At 34.7% G+C, this 20,993-nt stretch carries 22 protein-coding genes; 8 read left to right on the forward strand and 14 right to left on the reverse strand.

Annotated features, from left to right (window positions below):
* Nucleotides 1–10: 10 nt before the first annotated feature.
* The 6 genes from TY13_RS06545 to TY13_RS06570 all read right to left on the reverse strand — a co-directional run bounded on the left by TY13_RS06545 (nucleotide 11) and on the right by TY13_RS06570 (nucleotide 4,815).
* Nucleotides 11–619, reverse strand: coding sequence for a flavin reductase family protein (locus TY13_RS06545; protein WP_042473328.1), 609 nt, complete (start codon nucleotides 617–619; stop codon nucleotides 11–13).
* Nucleotides 620–624: 5 nt separating this feature from the next.
* Nucleotides 625–1,572, reverse strand: coding sequence for a ring-cleaving dioxygenase (locus TY13_RS06550; protein WP_042473332.1), 948 nt, complete (start codon nucleotides 1,570–1,572; stop codon nucleotides 625–627).
* 38 nt (nucleotides 1,573–1,610) lie between these two features.
* Complete coding sequence (locus TY13_RS06555) at nucleotides 1,611–2,204, reverse strand: NADPH-dependent FMN reductase (protein ID WP_042473334.1); 594 nt, start codon at nucleotides 2,202–2,204, stop codon at nucleotides 1,611–1,613.
* Between the two features lie 615 nt (nucleotides 2,205–2,819).
* Nucleotides 2,820–3,617 carry a class I SAM-dependent methyltransferase gene (locus TY13_RS06560; RefSeq protein WP_042473338.1) on the reverse strand — a complete coding sequence of 266 codons (798 nt, stop codon included), beginning with the start codon at nucleotides 3,615–3,617 and terminating at the stop codon, nucleotides 2,820–2,822.
* Nucleotides 3,605–4,039, reverse strand: a complete 435-nt coding sequence (locus TY13_RS06565) for a BrxA/BrxB family bacilliredoxin (protein ID WP_042473341.1) — start codon at nucleotides 4,037–4,039, stop codon at nucleotides 3,605–3,607. Before TY13_RS06565 ends, TY13_RS06560 begins: the two co-directional genes overlap by 13 nt.
* A gap of 260 nt (nucleotides 4,040–4,299) precedes the next feature.
* Nucleotides 4,300–4,815 (reverse strand): hypothetical protein, encoded by a 516-nt coding sequence (locus TY13_RS06570; protein WP_042473343.1) that lies wholly within the window; start codon nucleotides 4,813–4,815, stop codon nucleotides 4,300–4,302.
* A 499-nt stretch (nucleotides 4,816–5,314) separates the two neighbouring features.
* On the opposite strand from TY13_RS06570, the gene TY13_RS20855 reads away from it, so the two are divergent.
* Both TY13_RS20855 and TY13_RS20595 read left to right on the forward strand, forming a co-directional pair.
* A complete protein-coding gene (locus tag TY13_RS20855) occupies nucleotides 5,315–5,674 on the forward strand; it encodes a hypothetical protein (RefSeq protein ID WP_052344246.1) in 360 nt (119 codons plus the stop codon).
* Nucleotides 5,675–6,074: 400 nt separating this feature from the next.
* On the forward strand, nucleotides 6,075–6,251 hold the full coding sequence (locus TY13_RS20595) for a hypothetical protein (RefSeq protein WP_154661546.1): 177 nt from the start codon (nucleotides 6,075–6,077) through the stop codon (nucleotides 6,249–6,251).
* A 157-nt stretch (nucleotides 6,252–6,408) separates the two neighbouring features.
* On the opposite strand, the gene TY13_RS06580 is transcribed toward TY13_RS20595, so the two are convergent.
* The 3 genes from TY13_RS06580 to TY13_RS06590 all read right to left on the reverse strand — a co-directional run bounded on the left by TY13_RS06580 (nucleotide 6,409) and on the right by TY13_RS06590 (nucleotide 7,953).
* Nucleotides 6,409–7,131, reverse strand: coding sequence for an SDR family NAD(P)-dependent oxidoreductase (locus TY13_RS06580; RefSeq protein WP_042473345.1), 723 nt, complete (start codon nucleotides 7,129–7,131; stop codon nucleotides 6,409–6,411).
* 238 nt (nucleotides 7,132–7,369) lie between these two features.
* Complete coding sequence (locus tag TY13_RS06585) at nucleotides 7,370–7,564, reverse strand: DUF4177 domain-containing protein (protein ID WP_042473348.1); 195 nt, start codon at nucleotides 7,562–7,564, stop codon at nucleotides 7,370–7,372.
* A 137-nt stretch (nucleotides 7,565–7,701) separates the two neighbouring features.
* Nucleotides 7,702–7,953, reverse strand: a complete 252-nt coding sequence (locus tag TY13_RS06590) for a hypothetical protein (protein WP_042473351.1) — start codon at nucleotides 7,951–7,953, stop codon at nucleotides 7,702–7,704.
* 305 nt (nucleotides 7,954–8,258) lie between these two features.
* Here TY13_RS06590 and TY13_RS06595 point away from each other — a divergent pair, with 305 nt between their 5' ends.
* Together TY13_RS06595 and TY13_RS06600 are read left to right on the forward strand one after the other, a co-directional pair.
* On the forward strand, nucleotides 8,259–9,107 hold the full coding sequence (locus TY13_RS06595) for an MBL fold metallo-hydrolase (protein WP_042473353.1): 849 nt from the start codon (nucleotides 8,259–8,261) through the stop codon (nucleotides 9,105–9,107).
* Between the two features lie 427 nt (nucleotides 9,108–9,534).
* Entirely contained in the window at nucleotides 9,535–10,113 is a 579-nt protein-coding gene (locus tag TY13_RS06600; protein WP_042473357.1) for a hypothetical protein, read from the forward strand.
* 78 nt (nucleotides 10,114–10,191) lie between these two features.
* On the opposite strand, the gene TY13_RS06605 is transcribed toward TY13_RS06600, so the two are convergent.
* The gene (locus TY13_RS06605; protein WP_042473360.1) at nucleotides 10,192–11,214 is read right to left on the reverse strand and encodes a hypothetical protein; all 1,023 of its coding nucleotides are present in this window, start codon (nucleotides 11,212–11,214) and stop codon (nucleotides 10,192–10,194) included.
* 1,346 nt (nucleotides 11,215–12,560) lie between these two features.
* On the opposite strand from TY13_RS06605, the gene TY13_RS06610 reads away from it, so the two are divergent.
* On the forward strand, nucleotides 12,561–12,971 hold the full coding sequence (locus TY13_RS06610) for a DUF4183 domain-containing protein (protein WP_042473363.1): 411 nt from the start codon (nucleotides 12,561–12,563) through the stop codon (nucleotides 12,969–12,971).
* Nucleotides 12,972–13,085: 114 nt separating this feature from the next.
* The gene (locus tag TY13_RS06615) at nucleotides 13,086–13,340 is read left to right on the forward strand and encodes a DUF4183 domain-containing protein (protein WP_230199392.1); all 255 of its coding nucleotides are present in this window, start codon (nucleotides 13,086–13,088) and stop codon (nucleotides 13,338–13,340) included.
* 1,075 nt (nucleotides 13,341–14,415) lie between these two features.
* Here TY13_RS06615 and TY13_RS06620 read toward each other — a convergent pair.
* Nucleotides 14,416–14,988 (reverse strand): AAA family ATPase, encoded by a 573-nt coding sequence (locus TY13_RS06620; RefSeq protein WP_042473367.1) that lies wholly within the window; start codon nucleotides 14,986–14,988, stop codon nucleotides 14,416–14,418.
* Between the two features lie 1,024 nt (nucleotides 14,989–16,012).
* Between TY13_RS06620 and TY13_RS06625 the strand changes: the two genes are divergently transcribed.
* A complete protein-coding gene (locus TY13_RS06625) occupies nucleotides 16,013–16,270 on the forward strand; it encodes a DUF3888 domain-containing protein (protein ID WP_042473371.1) in 258 nt (85 codons plus the stop codon).
* A gap of 97 nt (nucleotides 16,271–16,367) precedes the next feature.
* Nucleotides 16,368–16,526 (forward strand): hypothetical protein, encoded by a 159-nt coding sequence (locus TY13_RS20860; protein ID WP_195891672.1) that lies wholly within the window; start codon nucleotides 16,368–16,370, stop codon nucleotides 16,524–16,526.
* A gap of 223 nt (nucleotides 16,527–16,749) precedes the next feature.
* Here TY13_RS20860 and TY13_RS06630 read toward each other — a convergent pair whose 3' ends face one another.
* Genes TY13_RS06630 through TY13_RS06640 form a run of 3 tightly spaced genes read right to left on the reverse strand, consistent with a single transcriptional unit; the run spans nucleotide 16,750 to nucleotide 20,630 of the window.
* Nucleotides 16,750–17,907 carry a Ger(x)C family spore germination protein gene (locus TY13_RS06630; protein WP_042473372.1) on the reverse strand — a complete coding sequence of 386 codons (1,158 nt, stop codon included), beginning with the start codon at nucleotides 17,905–17,907 and terminating at the stop codon, nucleotides 16,750–16,752.
* Nucleotides 17,897–18,997, reverse strand: a complete 1,101-nt coding sequence (locus TY13_RS06635; RefSeq protein ID WP_407637708.1) for a spore germination protein — start codon at nucleotides 18,995–18,997, stop codon at nucleotides 17,897–17,899. Before TY13_RS06635 ends, TY13_RS06630 begins: the two co-directional genes overlap by 11 nt.
* A gap of 25 nt (nucleotides 18,998–19,022) precedes the next feature.
* A complete protein-coding gene (locus tag TY13_RS06640) occupies nucleotides 19,023–20,630 on the reverse strand; it encodes a spore germination protein (protein WP_407637713.1) in 1,608 nt (535 codons plus the stop codon).
* Nucleotides 20,631–20,993: the final 363 nt, after the last annotated feature.

Consider the following 20,993-nt stretch of genomic DNA (forward strand, 5'->3'; position numbering starts at 1 on the left):
GGTTTGGCATTTATTTTGGTCGTTCGATTGAAAAAATCTCGCCAATTTTTGCATAATTTGCGCCAGCAAGTCTGCTAACCGCGCTTAATTTTCTTGGGTCGATGCGCCCCTCATGATAAATTGCTTCATCAATATGGAATTGCAAAACTTCCCCAATAAATAAATCGCCAGTCTGTTCCTCACCATTCATTAAAGGAATTGCCTGCACTAAGCGACATTCCATGCGCACCTTCGCTTCTTGAATGCCAGGAACTGCAATTTGCTGACTATCAATTAATGTAAACCCCGTTCGGTCAATTTCGCTTTCTGTAACAGGTAAAGAAGCAGCGGTTTCATTGACCTGCTCGACATTTTCCTCATCCACAATATGCACAACAAATTGTTGACGAGAATGAATATGGCGAGCTGTATCCTTTAAACGCCCATTAGGTCTCTGAATCGCTAAAGAAATCATCGGTGGATTGGAAGACACGATATTAAAATAACTAAATGGTGCTCCATTGATAATTCCTTGCTCAGACTGTGTTGTAACAAACGCAATTGGTCTTGGGATAATGCTACCAATCAATAGTTTATAGTTTTCACGCTCTGAATTATTTTTAGGATCAATTGAAATCAAACGATTCACTCTCCTGATTCAAGCTCACGCACTTGAATCGGAATTAATGTTCTTTCCAATTCCTCACGACGAGATTCGTATTGAGATGGTAACATTAATTGGCTTCCCATTGTTTCAGGTGTTTCATCATGAGCAAATCCTGGAGGATCTGTAGCAATTTCAAATAAAATTTCGCCAGGCTCACGGAAATAAATCGCATTAAAATAATTGCGATCTTTAATTTCTGTCACAAACTGCCCGTGATTCATCGCATGTTTTTGCCATTCTACATGGTCTGCATCATCCTGAGCTCGCCAAGCGATATGGTGAACAGTTCCTACGCCCATTTGTCCACGTACGCCAGTGATTGTTTTTAAATCAACTGTATTACCAATTGCTGCACTTGATTTAAAACGAATATAGTCCCCTTCTGTTGCTACTTGTTCAAGTCCCATAACCTCTGTTAACACTTTTGCTGTTGCTTCAGGGTTACTTGAATAAAGTGTAGCGCCACCAAATCCTTTGATTGCTACATCTGGCGTAATGCCGCCAAATATCCATTCATTTCCTTCGCCTTCAGCACGTGCAACAAGCTCAATATGCAAACCATGCGGATCATCAAATTGAATCACTTGCTCACCAAAGCGCTCGGCTTTTTTGAAAGGAATCGAAAATTTCGCTAAGCGATTCACCCAGAAAGGTAGTGCTCCTTCTGGTACAACATATGTTGTCACACCAACTTGACCGTCTCCAATCCGACCTTTATAAGCGTTTGCCCAAGGGAAGAAAGTAATAATTGTCCCTGGTGTTCCGCCTTTATCACCGAAATATAAATGGTATGTGCCAGGATCGTCAAAATTTACTGTTTGCTTAACTAAACGTAACCCTAGCACACCTGCATAAAAATCAATATTCTCTTGTGGATGTCCAACAATTGCTGTGATATGGTGAATACCTGCTGTTTGTTTTGTCATCTTTTATCGCCCCTTTTTTATCAAGTTCCACAATGTGCTTAGCGAATTGTATATAACGCTTTTGACCATGGAATTAATTGATCTAACATTTGATTTACTGAATCTGCTTGAACCGCTTTCGGTTTAAAATCTGTTCCATTTTCGAAGTCTGTGAATAATGAAAGTGCTGGGTGAACACGTACATCCGCAATTAAAAGCTCTCCCATAATTCCACGTAAATGTTCAGCTGCACGAGCGCCACCAACAGAGCCGTAAGAAACGATACCCGCAGCTTTGTTATTCCACTCTTCACGTAAATAATCTAATGCATTTTTTAAAGCGCCTGTGATTGAGTGATTATACTCTTGTACGATAAAGACGAAGCCATCTTGTTTTGCAACGATTTCTGACCAACCTTCCGCACCTGATGCATCTTGTCCTGGTTCACCTAATAGTGGTAGTTTATAATCTGCAATATCAATTACTGTATAATTAGCATCCCCTCGTTGATCTGCAATTTCCTTTACCCATTGTGCTACTTGTGGGCTTACTCGTCCCTCACGTGTTGAACCTATAATAATACCGATGTTTAATTCTGCCATTGTTTGTTCCTCCTCTTGTTTTGTACCGAATAATTTATCGAAAAATCCCATGAAAGTACCTCCTTGATGTCCAAAGAACACAAAATGTCATATAAGATTTTGTCCTTTTTCCGCATCTAGATAATGCTAAACAAAAATATTTCGAATTCGAGATATTTTGATTTGAGATAATCCTAACACCAGTTTTCACCTTCGTCAACCCATATACGCAAATTAAGATTTTATACCTATTTATTCCCCTAGTTTACTTTTTGTATTCAGGGGTTGTATAAGCAAAAAAATCAATTGTAGAATTTATTTTTAGAGTTATTCTTAGTAACTAATCCTCGGTATAGTCAGTCATTTAAATGGAGTACCAATACAGAACATTTTCTGTTAAAATTTAGAGGGGGAAAAACCATGAAAACTAAACTTTTATCGATTGCAATAATCCTTATTGGCTTAGCCACTGGTGCTCTAGGCTACTACCTGTTCATTAAAGTATTTATTCCAAAAATGATGTAAGCTGAATCTAAGAAATAAAAAGAAAAATGTTAGACCGAAATACAATTGGTCTAACATTTTTTAATTTAGGAAGAGATATTTAATTCAGTGAAGCTGAAAAAGTATTATCTATTTTCGTTATTTTTCGAAATAACTGTGCTCCGTCTCAGCCTCCGTTTTTGCTTATAAAGATTGCTTCTTCTCAATCACACCATAATGAAATTTAGCTGTCTGACGAGCAAAGCGCTTAAAGTCATATTGCTCAAAATAAGGCGATTGATAATGCGCCTTTAAAACAACCCGCTTTTTCGCAACACGCAGCGCCTCTTGCACCCACTCTGCTGTTAATGCTAAATGACTACCAGCATGACGCAATGCTTCAAAATTATTCGCTTCCTCAATCGTTTCTTCAAACATCGGGTCCATATAGACAACATCAAACGAATCGGCTGGCTGCTGACGTAAAAATTCAACTGCCTCCGTATGCAGCACCTCAATTTGTCGCATACACGCTGTCAAAGGCAATTTTGTCGTATCATATGTTTGCATACCATGCTTTACTAGAAAAGCAATATTGCGATTTGCTTCAAGCCCAACAACTCTGCCCTGCTCCCCTACCGCAAAGGCCGCAAGCATACTATCCGCCCCCATACCAAGTGTGCAATCTAAAAAGGAATCCCCTTTTGCTAACTGACACACCTCTAGCATCGGCTCCATCTCACCGCGTGCCACTCGCTTTAAACGAAAAGCCGCCGAGTTTGGATGAAAAAAGAAAGGCGCATTCGCACCTTTCGGATAATACTCATAACGATTTTTACCTGCCACAATTACATTTGCCTGTAGCTCTTGCCTGATTGCAACAACTGAGCGCTTTTGACGTGGAACAAATTCAATTTGCAGTGTCTCACATACAAATCGCGCTAATTCCTCAGATAATGCATCTGGTCGTCCTGCTGTCGTAACAACCGTTAGTCCGCACATACTTGCTTTAAAACGTCTGCCAAATGGTCGCGAATTTGCTCCATTGGGAAGCCTTCAATATTTTCACGCGGAATAAAATAAGCAAGCTGCCCATCTTTTAAGATCGCCATTGATGGAGAGCTCGGTGGCACCTCATCAAAAAACGCACGCATTGTAGCAGTCGCCTCTGGGTCCTGCCCTGCAAATACCGTTACTAGCTGATCTGGCTTCACCTCTGCAACCGCCTCACGCGCTGCTGGACGCGCTAAGCCTGCCGCACAACCACACACAGAGTTAATCACAACAAGCGCTGTTCCCTTTTGCTCAGCCATAAATTCGTTTACTTCATCTGCTGTTGTTAATTGTGCAAAACCTGCATCTACTAATTCTTGTCGCATTGGTTGTGTTACTTGCTTCATGTATTCGTCGTACGCGTTATTCATGTTTTTACCTTCTTTCATTTATATTCACGAAGCCTATTATATCAATGTTTTTCGGTAGTGTAAAAGAGTTTGACTTTCATTTATTTTCGGGGAAGTTCGGGATTTTTGTGACTTTTTCGTTACTTTTTTAGTTTTTCTAAAATTGATTTTTGAAAAAACGCAACGGATGTGTTTTTACTATCCTTCTAAATTGACTTACAAAATAAAAAAGCTTAAGAAAATGTAGGTATTAACCCAATTTCCTTTCAGCTTTTTTATTATTACTTTGGATAAACAACTGTATTGTAGATTTCTCCACTTTCCACGTCTTTATATTGAATAGTTACTTGATATGAATCTGTGCCACTCAAAAGTTGGTAGTACATCCCCCCTGCTGCGAGTGCCATTGAAGTCATTTCAGCAAAGCCCCCATTAAAATTTTCCTGTTCTACAGTTAGTGTAAATTCAGAATACTTTTTGTTGTGGTCTATCTTTTTGATCACTGGGAATTTGTCAGTATTACTAAGGGTTTCAATTGTTATTAATATGCCTTCTTCTATTTCTTTCTTCATCTCTTTTTGCTTTGCTTTGGACATGTTGAATATTAATGAGCCATCGTCCTTTTCTGTGATTTCACTAATGCCATCTTTTTTACCATTCGCAATTACATTGTCTATAAATTCCATATCTACATATTCCAAATCTAAGAAAGAGGCAGGAATTTTTATTTCCACATTTTGATTACATGCGACTAATATAAATGATAGTATGAATAGAACTGGTAATAATTTTTTCATAAAATTTCCCTCCCTAACCTCTACTATACATGGATGGAATTTGGATATCCATAATTATTTTTTGCAGGCTAAAAAGCAGCTATTTTTATTAGTGTGGGATTGTAATATATAACCCCAACAAGCAATCTGTTATCATTTTTCTATCTCCTAAATCTATTAGTCATTAATTGCTTGCTGTTACCAAATTTAATTTTTGCATCGATACTTTCTCAAAATTCTATTACAGCTTGGGTATAGTTCATAAAACCTCTCTTTTCTTCTACTAGATTCAACAAAGAGAAAATATATCTTTATTTAAGAAAGTATAATCAGAAAATCAAGCATTCAATTCCGTAATAGCAGGGATACTAACTTTTTTTATATTGGTTATTTCTATTTTTCACCAATCTATATTCTTCTTAAAAACACTAAAAAAATCTTAGAATATATATTTTTTCTCTGATGACAACAATAGGTATTATTGATATATTAATTACAAACATAGAAAGGAGGTATTAATATGAAGGTTCTTTCAACTACATCACTGATTGCCAGTATTATTTTTTTTATTATGGGCTTTTATAGATTAGTATTCTATTCTAACCCTGGATTTGCATCCTCTGAATCTAGACATCTTGAATCTACGGGCCATGTTTCTTTCAATGCTTGGGTAGGTGGAGATGCTTTTAATTACATAATTAATGCTGCTCAAGCAACTGCATATTTTGTATTATTTGGTGTTTTTTATATAACATTTGTGTTAATTAAAATTGGCGTAAAATTGCAAAATACTGCGGACTCTAGCTTTAACTCCTACTCTAATAGAAATGTTAATTTTGATGATAAAGAAAATAATTTTGAAGATATGAACAAATGGTAAATAACATCATTTTGTGAATAAAGCAATTAACACTTATTTATTAACTACAAAGAATAATAAATAAATTTGATATTTTCCTTTGAACCAGTACCATAATATTTATGGCTCTGGTTTTTTGGAATATCGGAAATTATTTTCAAATTCCCACATACTGCACATAATAGTTCAGCTATATTCTTACTTCTTCTTTACATTGGGTGCATCTTCTCCCATAATCCTTGCTAAATTCAAAATTGTAAAAATTACATTTACTCATCATTTTCCAATATTGAGTTGTTATCATGTGCAATATTTTGATAGCTCTCTAAGTGTTAAAAAATCTTAACAAACAACCAATTCATCTCTTTATATGTTAATATCCCTAATAAGGTTGAGCATGGAAATTAAAGGGGGGATTTACATGAATAAAATAGTTTGTCCTAATTGCAACTCTCCTGTTTACTTTGAGAATATACTTGAATTATTCAATGGCGATGTTCGTTGTGCAGCCTGCTTAGTTTCTTTTAAGATTGATCAGCAGCCACACGAAGAATTAATTGAAGAATTTGTAAAACTAAAAAATCTAAAAAGACCATAAAATAAATAGTGCTCAACCTTTGCAAATCATTCGTTATCTCAATGTTTTTCTTACTTTATAACCTTCTTTTAGATTTTTTCCGGGCATAATTATCATAATTTGCAGATTATCAAGGAATTTCCTTTAAAAATTTTAGTTAACACACATCTTAAAAAAATCAAGCATTTAAATCCGTAATAGCAGGGATATTAATCTCCTTCACACATGAAACCGAAGATAAATTTAGCACACATTGAACAATAGCTACGATATCCTGCACAGGAATACGTGTCCCCTCATATAAATGAATGGCCTTTTCTGCTCCTTCTTCATATGGTACTTCAGCAGCAAGCTCTCCTGGGTTAATGCATGTTACAGGAATGCCGTCTTTTCTTAAATGTTCACGTAAAGCATTTGCAATTCCACGTAAGCCAAATTTCGATGTGACAAAGGAAACTTGCGCATTGTTCGTATGATCTAAACCTGCTGTTGAACCGATTAATATAATTTTTGCATTTTTGGCTTGTCTTAAATTAGGTAAAAGCGCCTGAATATACGTAATGGTAGAGGTTAGATTTATATTGATTAGATTTGCAATATCTACAATTTCATCCTGATCAAAGGTATAATCATCCTCGAAACCGCGCTTTTCCCATACCCCAACATTATAAATTAGTACATCGAGGGCAATATCCTTGAGTGCTTCTTTTAAATCCGATATCTGTTGCTGGCTGGATAAATCAATTGGCAGCCATTTGCGATGGACACCATCATTTATATCTAAACTTTTTGGCCGAGTTCGCGAAACCACCCATACAGTATCCCCCTTAATCGGTAATCCTTTTACAAATGCATCCCCAAGCCCTTGACTTGCACCAAAAATAATATAATTTTTACTCACACCATTGTCCTCCAATTACCTATCATTTCGATTAAATAAAGTATTTAAATCTATTATATTGATAATTTTATTATTTCACTTCATCCCATTGACTGAAATTAATCACATTTTAGGAAGCTCATTGATGGACTTTTAGTGAACAAAAGGATAGTACACTTTGGGTCAAAGGTTGCAAAAGGCTACCATTTATACAAAATAAAAAACTCTTGAATTAATCAAGAGCAGGATGTTTCTTTTGCTATTCAATTAGACGCTTAAAAATGAATACAGCCTTACTCGCGTCATTACCACTATAATCCGTAATTACATTACTCACCAATTCCCAACCTTGCAAACCTAAATTCGTAAGCTCCATTTCTAAATCTTGTGTTTTAGAAGCTAGGCTATACGAACCCCACACGAATGTTTTATATTCCCAATATGTCCGTTTCATAGTATCTCCCCCAAAGTATATTATAAATATACCTACGACTAGAGAACATAATAGTTTCAAAAATCTTCTCTATGATACTTAATTTGCATTCTATTCACTTACTTACCTGCATAAATTTAGAGGATAAAGTCTGTGCTTTACTTTCTTTTATTTTTTCCAACTTTCTCGTTACCACGCTTAAAATTACCCGTAATTTTGGCCAATAATAACTGTACTGCTGTTACATTATCCTCAGCCTCTTTAATCCTTGCTATAAGGCGCTCAGCCTCTTTTTCCTTTACAATTTTAATTTGTTTCCCTTCATACTGTATGACAACCGTTCCTTTTTTCGTTATTTGATAAGTAAACGGTTCTTCGCTTAATCTGTTTCGTTTATCGATTTCGCTCATTACACCCACCCCCAGTTTCAAACAGTATATTCAAAAAAATATGCTAGTTCAATTGATTACTTTGTAGATAGCTTATAATTGCCTTCTAAAAACTCCAGTTTCATCAAAATCACTCGTAATATTCCAAAATAAATAGTGCATTTAATTCAGAATATTGGTATACTTTTCCTTAGTAAAAAAAGGAGGTACTAGTCCAATGGTAAAAAAATAAACTGAGAAAATCTTATATTATTTTATAATGATTAGAATAAGCATGTAGATTTTCTCTTTCCTAGAATGAATATCTAAAATAGAGGAGAAATAACATGTTAAATAAATTAAGCGATACAATTTACTATTTATCCAATCAAGATGATAAGGACAGACCTACATTGGGACTTGTATGTGGTGACCAATTTAGTCTAATTATAGATGCTGGCAATTCAACACAGCATGCTAAGGAATTTTTGCTAGAAATCGAGAAACTAGATGTACCACCTATTAAATATTTGGTTATTACACATGCGCATTGGGATCACATCCTTGGCATGAATGAATTTAATGCAACTGTTATCGTGAATAGTCAAACGAATGAAATCTTAAAGGAATGGCAAAGCTATAAGTTTGATGACCGTTCATTGCAAAATTATGTGGATAGGAATCAGATAAGCGCTAAGTGTATGGAGATTATACAAGCTGAAATTCCCAACAGAGACAGTTTTAAATTGGGTTCTCCAGATATAATTTTTGAAAATACATTAACTATCGATTTAGGTAATAAAGTTTGCATAATTGAAAGAATCCACAGTACGCATACAGACGATTCTACAATTATTTATATTCCAGATGAAAAAGTTGTATTTTTAGGGGATTCTGCTTATTGCACAACTACAAATTCTCTATTCCATTTCAAGCAAGCGTTGTTATTGCCTATGATTAACGACATTAAAAAATATGATGCTGAAATGTTCTTACTTGGGCATGAATCCATCTGTGATTCTAATGAAATGAATATTTACTGGGAAGAGTTAACAACAACAAATCGCGTTGTAACGTCCGCTTCATTAGAAGATGCGATTGATTGCTTTAAGGCAGAAAATAAAAGAGAACCGAATGATAATGAATTATTTTTCTTAAAAGCATTCGTTAATGACCGTATAATTCAATCAAAATAATTTTTAGCCATGTCATGTCAAATTTATATGGCGTGGCTTATTTATTCTATTGTTGCCCCTAAGCTCCATGGTTCTTTAATTGGACACTAGTTAATTCACAAATAAATCGCCCATCTCTGGTCGCTATTACCAAAACTCAACAGAATAAAATGTAAGAGCAAGGCTTTTTCGATAAACCTATACTATCTAGGTTTTATCCCTCGTCAACGAACAGTAATTTTTTTGCACAAAGGTGAAATGCTAATATTTATTGTATAAAAAGTAGCGCTTTAGGTACAAAAACATGATAGCTCACCTTAAGGCTTGAGAAAAGTAAAAGAAGAGGTAGATAAAAGCACAATTGAGGCTAGTACGATGTTCTCACAGCGCTTTGTAGAATATGAAGTACCTAGCTTGTGGTTGGTTTAGAGAAGAAAGGAGAGATACTTTGAAGAAAGCCAAAAAGATAGTATTATTTATAGCAATAGGGACGCTTATTTTATACCTTCTTATTTGTATTGTATGTATGGTTTCATATAATCATATTTTGAAAACCCTTATTCCAGTAGAACAGGTGATATATAGCGGTATTCAAAGTACAGGCGGTATATCAGATGATCGTTTTATTGTATATCTTGATGATGAAAACATTGTATTTCGTAAAATTACCGATGTGTATATTTCTCCCTCTGGAGTAGTTAAAATACCGACGATTGAATATGAGTACACTTATGTTCTAAATGATCCAGCTAAGTCTACTGTCCGCGAAAGACGAAAGGATTATAGTCTTAGTGACAGAGTGAATGACATGATTTTTATTGCTAAAGATTATAGAATTGTCGGGGCAGAAAAGGGTGCGGCTGAATTCGAAGGATACTATTTTGGATATCGTAGAGAAGGAAACCCTATTGATAAAGTGAGTAAGTACGCTATGATACATGAGATTAATGAAGGATACCTTTTTTTATTTTATGCAAAAGAAAATCCTGATTTCGATGAAACTGTATTTGATGTAATATATTTTTAAGTAAATAGGGCTGATGCCAGTTCATCAAACATCAATTCGTTTGATTTAAGACAGCAACAGCCCATTTTTTTGTTTTGCCTATATACCAGGAATAGAGTAGAGTTCAGAATAAGAGTTCGTGTTGAATGAACCTTTTTTTGCAGTACCTATATAGTATGAAATACCACCTACATAATAAGTCTGCTTATAACTGCCTGTAGCATAAAGTTGTACGGCATTTGGCGTGCTTGCATAATTTAGTGATTTCAAAGTATTGTTTCTGTTGATAGATACCTTGTCTGGAACGCCATTTTTAGTGGAGCTGGCCGTAAAGGTTTCTGCAAGTCCGAGTTGTTCGGTAGTCTGTACTTGGTCGAACCAAATTATCCCTCTATCAGCTACATAAGTGAAAACAAAGGTCTGTTGTGCAATATAATCAACCTTCAGCTCTTGTGTAGTTCCTTTATCAAAGAAACTAGGGTGCTTTGACAAGACAAGAAAATCTGATATGGCAAATTTAAGATATTTTGCACCTAAAGTAAACTTTGCGATTGCTTCAACACTTTGTAAAAATGTATTTGAAGTATATGCGTTATCAGTCATTAAGACAAGAGTATTGTTATAGGCAAGTGGATTTGCAAAGCCACCCCAATTTTTAGAAACAGCATAAATGTGAAATACATCATAGACTTTACCATTATAAGAACTAATTGCATTTACACCATAAACATTTATATAATTATTTCCAGACGGAACAGTTGGTTTAATACCAAGAGTCGCAATCTGGTTATCCGACAGACGGACAACATGGTTCATATGATCAATTTCACTTTCTAAATCAGCAATATTATTTTCGATTGTAGTGGTATCTTCTCCTTTCTCACTTAATTGTTGTTGCTCACGATATAGTGTTTGAAGCTGAGTGAGAGTTTCCTCGAATAGTGCCTTCTCATCCTCTCCAGTTAGGGTGTCCACAGAAGCAATCGCTGGCTTATTGGCAAATAGATTTTCTATTGCTTCTCTCTCAATTTTGTTTGTGTTGTCTGCCCCCGTTGCAAAAGCTACAGTACTTATACTTAAAACCATTGAAAAAGATAGAATAATACTTAAAAATTTTTTCATAGAAATTACTCCTTTCTGTAGGTGAGGTTTGTAATCATTAATCGTAACAAATCAGTCGTTAGTAATTTGGTTCACTACTTGTAATGGTTCATGTTTCAAAAGATAATCCGATATAGATCTCGGTGCTTGCCTGTACACGATAGTTATAGCTCTTCGTTATGCTACCAAGCTTGTCCGATACGAGTCATTTTAGGCGGTAAAAGTTTTGATAGTAACTCCTCGCCCAATCTTATACTGTAATTGGTTTGCACGTATCTCTACATAAGTGCATGTGCAGAAATGGTGAAATTATCAAATTCATAACAGATGGCATCAGAGTATTTGCTTCTATGGCAAAGGCCTGTGTACCATCAATAAGGAGCATAAAGCAACAATGAACTAAAGTTACAATTCTTTCTTACAACAAGCCTAGCATTTATTAATCTTTATGAATAATGTAAAATTTTTCTTTATATGATGAGTATTGGCCAAAATCCTCACCACCCGATTTTGCCAAATAAATACTATAAAGTCAATACAATCTATAATTCTATCTGCAAATAGGATAAAACACCCATTTTATATAACTTTATCAGAATCTCATGATGAGCAGATTCAGTTTAAGTAATTACCTTCTCCCAAAACAAAACTCCCTATTTAAGATAAAACAGTATTTGATAAACAATTATTTCTTCAAGGAGTGTCTGTCTAAAAAATAAACTACTACACCGTAAATAAATCAACAATTTTTAACAATAACCTTTTTATTTTTCGGAGCCTGTTTTACACCATTTCACTCAATTCAATGACCGTATAATTCAATCACAATAATTTTTTGCCACGTCATGTAAAACTTATATGGCGTGGCTTATTTTGATACTGTTACGTAAAACCCACTTCATTCTATCTTTAACCGTAATTATCCTCAAAATTTAGGGACTCCTGTCTATCAATAATAGTCTCCTTAAGTATTCTTCAAACAATCTTAATTAGCTTAAAGAATCACTTTCTCCCAAACGTCTGACCGACTATGTATAGTAAATCTTTTAATTACAGTATTACTGGTTGTTATTCACATATGAAGTTCTCAGTCCTGCGTGTAATTGACAAATTGTTCAGTACTATCTCCCCTATACTTCTTCAAGATTCTATTTTCATAGCTTTCCATTGATTTTAGGTATTTAAAATATCCCATCTTTTCATTAGAAATATTATTTATTTCTCATTAGTAGACATATTACTTAATCGCCTTCCAACATTAATTCATAGAATATTTAGTGAATGAACAATTTTCTCAATTAATGAAGTAACAAACGCCTATAACTTACGGGGTTATTAACATATTACGAAATGGAGGTGACAAAAAAATGAACCCACAAAAATGGATTTGTGACAATTGTTGTGAAGATAACCGAGTTCCTTGGCCCCGTATAAAAGCTGTTGACATATGTTTTATTCCACCTCCTTCAGTGGTCATCCCTGAAAGAGCTATTATTCCAACGATAAATAGATATTTCTATATTGTGACAGAAAATATTAATCTAACAAATGGAGCAACCCTTCCAGCTAATTTATTTACAGATGATAATAGCAATCCAGTAACCGCATTTACGCTTTTTAACCCTAACGGTTACGTCAACCTTTACATTAATGCTGTAATGCAAGAAGGCGGCGCATATAAGGTGACTTCAAATTCATTAACCCTTAACCCATTTAATGCAACTATTTTCGCGGGAACCCCAATAATTATAGAGTCTTTGGGATTCCAACAAATTTGACATCAAAATTTCTAGATAGTGCTTTATCCATTGAAAGGAGGTGAAAAAATGGCACTATCAATTATCAATATTCATGTAAATGTTACAGCAAGTTCCACTAGGTTCTTTAATATCTTGACAGCAAACTTGGCTGTCACTGATGGTAGTACTATTCCTGTAGGAAACTTTCTAGATGATAGTGGATCTGCTGCAACTGCCTTCCCAATAGTAGTGAACGGCTACTATAATTTCTATATTAATGGAGTATTGCAGGAAAGCGACTCGTATACTGTTTCTGCAACAGAGTTAACTTTTAACGGTGTTACTGGCACAATCGGAGCTGGAACTCCTTTAGTAATCGAAGCTGTAGAACTAACTACAGTAACTTAATGATTCGATCAATTACGCCTTGGCGTAATTGCGTCCAGATTTTTTTCGAGCTCGCGAGGGAAACCTCTTCAAAAATCTGTGACATCCGCCGGAGGCTTTATTTTGATTCAGTGAGTGTTTGGACACCCACTGAATCAAAGACTAGATAAGCATTCATCTCGCCACCTGTGGAGGTAGGAGGTTTCTGCTGAATCAAGATAAACTAATGCCTATACAAAAACAGATATTAAACCATAGTTATACAGTGTAAGAATTTTAGCTTATCATTCCTCTTTTGACTTAGGGTCACTTCTATCTGAGTGACTCTTTTTTATTTGTGTATTGTTTCCAAGTAAAATTACATATATTAGTTTCTGGATAGCAACCTCTTCCGTTATCCTAAACTGTCAAACTGTTATCGTACGTGCTATCTCTTCATTTGGACAGACTATTGGCTAACTATCGCTTTCTACTATTAACATTGCACTTCTTACCGCCAACGTGACGATTTAAATCTAGGTTCTTCCTAATGCACGTTCAATGCGTGCGCCCGCAAATGAATCAACACTTATTATTGTTGCACCAAAACTCGGTTTATGTTCATTATTCATTTTATTGATAAATTCACTTAAATGCTGCTGGAAACGTTCTTCAGAAAATATAATCGAAATTATACATAAAAGAAGTAGCGCTTAGACTTCAGGGGAATAACAATGAAGAATTTTAGTGGAAGGAGGACAATACAACTTTACAAGTAGCAAGTGTAAAACAAATATTTTAGTAGAACGATTTTCCTGAATTCAATAAACTCTTTAGTCATAGAAAAATCTACTCTCATAATTTTTAATTAGTTAGTATTTTAGATAATCGGGTAATATATTCAGATGCCTTTTTAAACGTATGGCAAAATGAAGAGTGATTTATTAAAACTTACAACTCCAAAACGTTAAAGCCGCGTTATTTAGGGTTTTAAATAATTTTGATGACAAGCAATTTGAATATGAGTGCCTAAATGATTTAGATGTATATGAGATTGGCTTATTTCATTATTAAGCATAATGTCAAATAAATGCTGAGCATACCAACAGTGTACTATCTAAAATTCCAAAGATTTCATATTTTTAATAATAAAGCTTGCCCTTTCTTCAACGCATAGTTTAGGTACTTCAATGAGTTCATATCCAAGACGCGCATAAGTTTCGAACATGATTTTATAAGTTGTAACAGCTTCTTCAAAATCTTGTTTTCTTTCAGAATCAGTTTGGTAGATGTCTTTCCAAGGAGGTAAAATAAACACTTTCTTGTTGTACGTATACTTTCTAGCTGCCGATTCAAGTTTCTGTGTTATTGGAATATTGACTAATTGAGTATAGGCGAGGGTATCTGGAATGCCTCTATCAAAAAATAAAGGTTGTTTTTGTGGGTTCGTCAATGCTGATATAAAGCTTTCTATTGATTTGTCTAACATTAAATCACGATACTTTATTACGTTTTTCCAAGGTAGTGCATCACCTTCAGAAGAGACTTGTGCTCGGATAATTTCTCTTGCGACTTCAGGAATGTAATTATAGTTATTTTTATAAATTTCATGTAACAAAGTTGTTTTACCAGAACCAGGACCTCCAGTAATAATGATAAAATCGCTTCTAAATAAATTACTATCAATCATTTTGATATTCTCCTTAGGGATTATATTTAAAATTTTATTATAAAGTATGGTTGTTTATTGTCGAGTATTTTTTAATAAACATTTTGCCAAATATGTGTGTCATGGTAGCTATGGATGATGAATTTTTAGATGAGGCAAAGAGAGGCAAGAAAGCCCACCAATAAATTTCCAATTAAATTTCGGAAATTTATTAGTGGACGATTAATAATAATAGTTTTTTATTGCATGTCACAAATTGTTGGATTACCGCATCCTGGAGTGGGAGTGTTGTCTCCCCAAGCAGATGCGCCATCTGGTCGTACAAACATTATTGCAAGGCATATAACTGATACAACAAGTGCAAGTTTCTTTTTCATACTAATCACCCCTTATTGTTTTAATTATTATAACATTTGGTGTATTTAACTATAAATGGTAATATAGTATAAAATTTATGATGAATTCCAATGTATTTCGACAAAAAAATTAAAGATTTTCTAATTATTATGTCAAAAGGAAATTGAAAATGGAGAGAAATTATAAGGTATTTTCAGTAGGTACAGATTGAATTGAATTTATTGCAGCACAAACAACAGAAGAAGCACTAGCGGAACATTTAAGACGTGCAGATTATGAGGAATACGAATTACAAGAAATTGACGTTAACGAGATACCATTTGATACAGAGTACCGTTTTGAAAATGAGGAAGTCATATTACATTTGCGAAATGGTTAAAAAGGTTTTCATATACCAAACCACAACTATTATGTTGGCATTCTGGACATATTGTTCAAGAAGTTTAATTTGAAATGTGATTGAATTCATATACATAAAATTTCGTGCATCTGCAAATAACAAGAAGAAATACTGAAAGGATTTATATATATGAAAAAAATAATAATGGTCTTGTTACTTATAATGAGCCTCCTCATCATAAATTCTGCTTTTGCAAAATCGAATATAGAATATTTACCTCAAGATCAACCCCCAACTGTATTAGAGTTAGCATTTATACGTGAATTGTGACCATCTATCCTTGAAGCAATGTCTACACATGGAAAAGAGCAATTATTCACATCTGAACGAATCGAAAAAATAAAGAGAAATATTCAGGAAGACTATTATGATGTAACGTTAAGAGTACTTGGTTATGAAGGACCCATAAATCCACCTTATACACAAATACGCATTACTTTTCGTATCCCTGCTGGAGATTTTAAAAATAAGAATAAAGTGATTTCATATGAGGCTAAAAACATTACTTCAGAAGAATTCAAAAAGCTATCTGAATTTACAAATTAACTAAGGGATTAAATTATTCTTGAACAAAACGGTTCAAGAATAAAAACCTAATAATTTCTCATACTAACTTTAATAACAGCGTAAGGATGTGATCAATTTGGTAAAAACAAAAATCGCAAATCTTGAGCCAGAGCAGCTTAAAGAAATAAAAAATCTCGAAGAAAAATTAGAGGTAACATTAATTGCTTATGACTCCATTACAACTGAAGGACAAACTCCACAAGGAAATAATTCTGATCCAATTAACCCCTCTTAGAAGTACCCTTTATTAGTGCTAAGTTTCATAAGATTCTTAGCACTGTTGATTTTAAATAGAATTAGCACAATGCTCAATAATAGCAACCAATTATGAAAAAATACGATTCTATTTTCAAGTGTATATGAAATTTTTTTAGTAGAGCTCACCTTTTGTCAATATCACAGCATTGCCACACACCATAACACATGGATTATTTTCTTATTAAACTGTAACGTAGTATTTATTCTCCTGATGTCCCATAATCTTTTATCGTTATTTTCACATTACACTTAATTGGTACTTGACTAAACAGTTCATCCCAATCGTTTTTCACCTTTTCCCATACTTTAGGATATTCAATTCTTAACCTGTTTCCAAACCCAGCTACATCCGTTTTATATTCCTGTTGTAGTTTCTCTAATACGCCTTCCACTAAATGCTCTACTGACTTTTCAGTAGTTTTTTCTGCTTTTCTTATAAATTCATCGTCAGATGCTTTGTCTGACAGAACCCATTGTTCACCAATTCGCCCTTCGGATTCTATTGTTATGTTAAATGAAATATTGTCTCCATTAACCTTAGGTATTATTTTACTCTTCATTGAAAGTACTTCGTAAATAATCGACTGATGTGTTTCTTTATCCAAACTTTTTACTAGACCACCTTGCCCCTTACCAGTTATCCACGTTATTCCCTCTATCTCTTTTTCATCCAGGAAGCCACGCAGTTTTTTTGTCTTACCTTCTATAACTGCTGCGCCCGAAAATTTCACATCTCCATCTGATACTACAGCTTGCACTAAAAAGCTTGCATTTGATTCCAATTTCCCTTCTAATTGGGCAAACGTCATCGGAGGTAAAATCTTTGAAGTTCTTTTATGTCCTTTTATCATCTCAACAAGTTGAAACGCTGGAATTTTTGTTGGTTCATTCGTTTCAAGTATGTCACTTGCACGATTTTTCGCAATAAGAAGCATGCTACTTGGTCTTAATTCGACCTCCCTTAGAAAAAAATCTAATGCTTGCTGTAAATTGAAATTGCTTGCAAATTCCTCTCCAATTACAATCACTTTTGAATGCTCTGCAAAGGCACGTTTGTCTACCTTTAATAACATATTACGCACAGTGGGAAGAACTTCCTTCCCTGTTTCAGAAACGTTTTTATAAGCTTTTTGTGTACTGCCTCCTTGTGTATTACCCGCTCTTGACCCTGAGCCAGTTGTCTCTGAGGTAATGAACTGATTGGTCACTGTAATATCTGTATCTAAATCTAATGACGTACCTGCAATAAGCCCTAATTCTTCAATCTCTTTACTGCTCCAGCAGCCTGTAAGAAAAAGAACGCTAATAGGTAACAGTAAGCCTAGAAAAAATCGAGCATTTCGATGATTAAGCCTCATTTTTTACACCCCTCAACCGCGCAATAAAAAGTAAGATTATTGGTAGCATACCGAATAAAATTAATGCCGCATTACCAATCATGTCGCCAAATTTAAAGAGTTCATTAATATTTTTAGGTGTCATGGCAATGAGATAAATCACTGGTAACAAAGCAAACATAAAGATGCGAATATTCTTTTTTAAGAGGCAAGACAACCCAAAAGCAGCAGCAAAATAGGTGATAGTAAAAGTAGTGAAAATTTGCATAATCCATATAACGAGTAAAAATGACTCAAAGCGCTCAAATATTAAGCCTGGGATTTCAAAGCTTCGCATAAGCTCTATCGTGGGCCATGTTCTTGTAAGCACTCCATCGACAGATAATGCACCTATTACCATTACGACAGTTATGATATAAAAAATTAAAGGGATAGTTAAACCAACTAAAACTACTTTTACTGCTTTCTTTTTATCTGACTTCTGCATAAATGCAATAAGTAACAGCATAATCTCAGGACCTAAAAATGCGAGAGTTGATGTCTTTACCCCTTTTAAGACTGGTATAATGCCCAGCCCCAATACAGGCCGTAAATTATCTATTTCAAATATACCTATGCTTAGAAAAGCTACAAGCAAAAAAATGATAACAGTAATTGGGAAAATAATCTCAAACAGCCGAGCAATCGAGTTTATTCCACTACTTATTAGATATAGACCTACCCATAAAAACGGCAAAATGATTGCCCAAGTTGGGGTGCCTTCCAATAAAAATAAAGAAGTTACTTCAGCCATTGTCCTAACTTCAAATGCTGCGATTAAAAAAAAATAGCTTATAACGAGTATGCTAAGAAATGCCCCTAACCACTTCCCTATAATTTCTTGGTTGTATTGATAAAAAGTTTTTTCAGGAAATTGCTGGCTTAATTTCACGATAATCACCCCTGCAATCATCGCAATTAGACCTCCCAACAAAACACTAATCCATACATCTGGTGTTTTTACCTTCTCCAAAGAAAATCGAGGTAGGGTAAGAATCCCTGTCGCAAGTATATAATTAACAAGGACCACTATAGCTTGTGAAGTTGTAATTCTGTCTTGTGCAATCATCATGCTGGATTATTCCCCTTCCTACATATTAATCCTTGCGGCGGGTAGAGTCTTTCGTATGCAATAGTCTTGGTCGATTTTTCATCATTTTAAGTGGCATGCGAACCATAAAGTCTTTCCAATCACCTGCTCGATAAGGAACTGTTGGACTAAGATAAGGTACACCAAAACTCTTTAATTTCACCAAATGACTGCAAAGGAAAAGAAAAAAGATAACAACCCCGTACAGTCCAAATAATGCCGCAAGAAACATTGCTATAAAACGAAGCATACGCAATGTAATACCTGCGTTATATTGAGGAATAACAAAGGAAGATATGGCAGTTAAAGCAACAATAATTACCAATACAGGACTTACAATTCCTGCTTGCACAGCCGCTTCTCCAATAACTAGCCCACCGACTATTCCCATAGTTGGACCAATTGGCTTAGGTAAACGAAGTCCTGCTTCTCGTAAAATTTCAATGGCTACTTCCATAATAAGTGCCTCTATTAAGGCGGGAAATGGAACGCCCTCCCTTGCCCTCATAATAGATAATGCTAATTTAGTTGGAATTAAGCCCTGATGAAACGAGACAAAGGCAATATATAAGGATGGTGCAAAAAGTGTAACGCTAGCAGCTAAATAACGTAATAGTCGAATGAGTGAACTAGGTAACCAGCGTTCATAATAGTCTTCTGGAGATTGTAGCAGCATTCCGAGTGTAACTGGTGCAACTAACGCAAAGGGTGTTCCATCTAATAAAATGGCTACTCGTCCTTCCATCAAGGCAGCAAAAACACGGTCTGGTCGTTCCGTGCTTTGTACTTGCGGAAAAGGACTAAGGTAATTATCTTCAATCAATTGTTCTATATAGCCTGATTCCGCCACATCATCAATAGTTATTTTTTGGATTCTTCTCTTAACCTCTTCAACCAAATTGGGATCTGCTACATCCTCAATATAGGCAACAATTAACTCCTTTTTGGATCGCTGCCCTACTTTAAAATTGATGATAAATAAATTACTATTTTCACCATGCTTTCTCAAAAGGGCTGTATTATCACTTAATATTTCTGTAAAACCAACCCTTGGGCCTCGAACTAATGCCTCTGATACCGGTTCTTCAATATTACGCGATTTACCTTTGGCTATATCTAGTATCAATGCATTTGATATGCCGTCAATGATTAATGCCGCAGAACCTGTTAAAACTGCAGTGGCAGATAATTTTATATCTTGCTCTTCTTTTAAATCACTAATAGGAAGAATACGATTTTTTATAAACTCTTGTAAAACTTCCCCATTCTTGAAAGAAGACTCATCGTATTTTTCATCTGTAAAATTCTGCATCAAGGCCATCATAATATGTTTTTCAATAAGCTCTTTATCTGAAAGACCATCAAGAAAAATAATGGCTACACGAACACCCGTGTCTCCTAGTAGAAACTCTCTAAAGTGCACATCCCAGTTATGACCAATTTGCTGTTTAATTCGTTCATAATCTAAAGTGTAATCACCTGTGTAATGCTCGCTTGGTGCTTGAGAAGAATTCGGATTTGTTTCTTTTTGACTTTCTTTTTTCTTTTCCGACTTTAATTGGTTAAACACATTGAAAATAATGTATGGTATCAAAAATGCTAAAAACCCTTGCATAAAAACTGTCCAATTTGGAATGTAAGAAACTACCTTCTCCCACATTTTTATCACCCTCTTTTATGAAACATAAAGCAGTGACTTACAACTTCATTTTTTCTTTGTTTCATTATTATCTAAAAAGCTATTTTTTAAACTTAGAAATCAAAATTTAACCGTAATTATCATATACAAGAGCTGTGAACTACTCGCTACTCAGCCAAAGCTTGAAGTGAGCGCTTTTTTACTATCTTGATGACCACAAGCACTACAAATTTGACTAGAAGAAAACAACAGGTCTATTTGAATAATTTGTTTACCATACTACTTCGCTTTGTAGGTCGATTGGTGATAAAACGAGACCAGGACATATCGTAGATGGAT

It is taken from the genome of Bacillus ndiopicus (assembly GCF_000612805.1).
Taxonomy (GTDB): Bacteria; Bacillota; Bacilli; order Bacillales_A; family Planococcaceae; genus Metasolibacillus; species Metasolibacillus ndiopicus.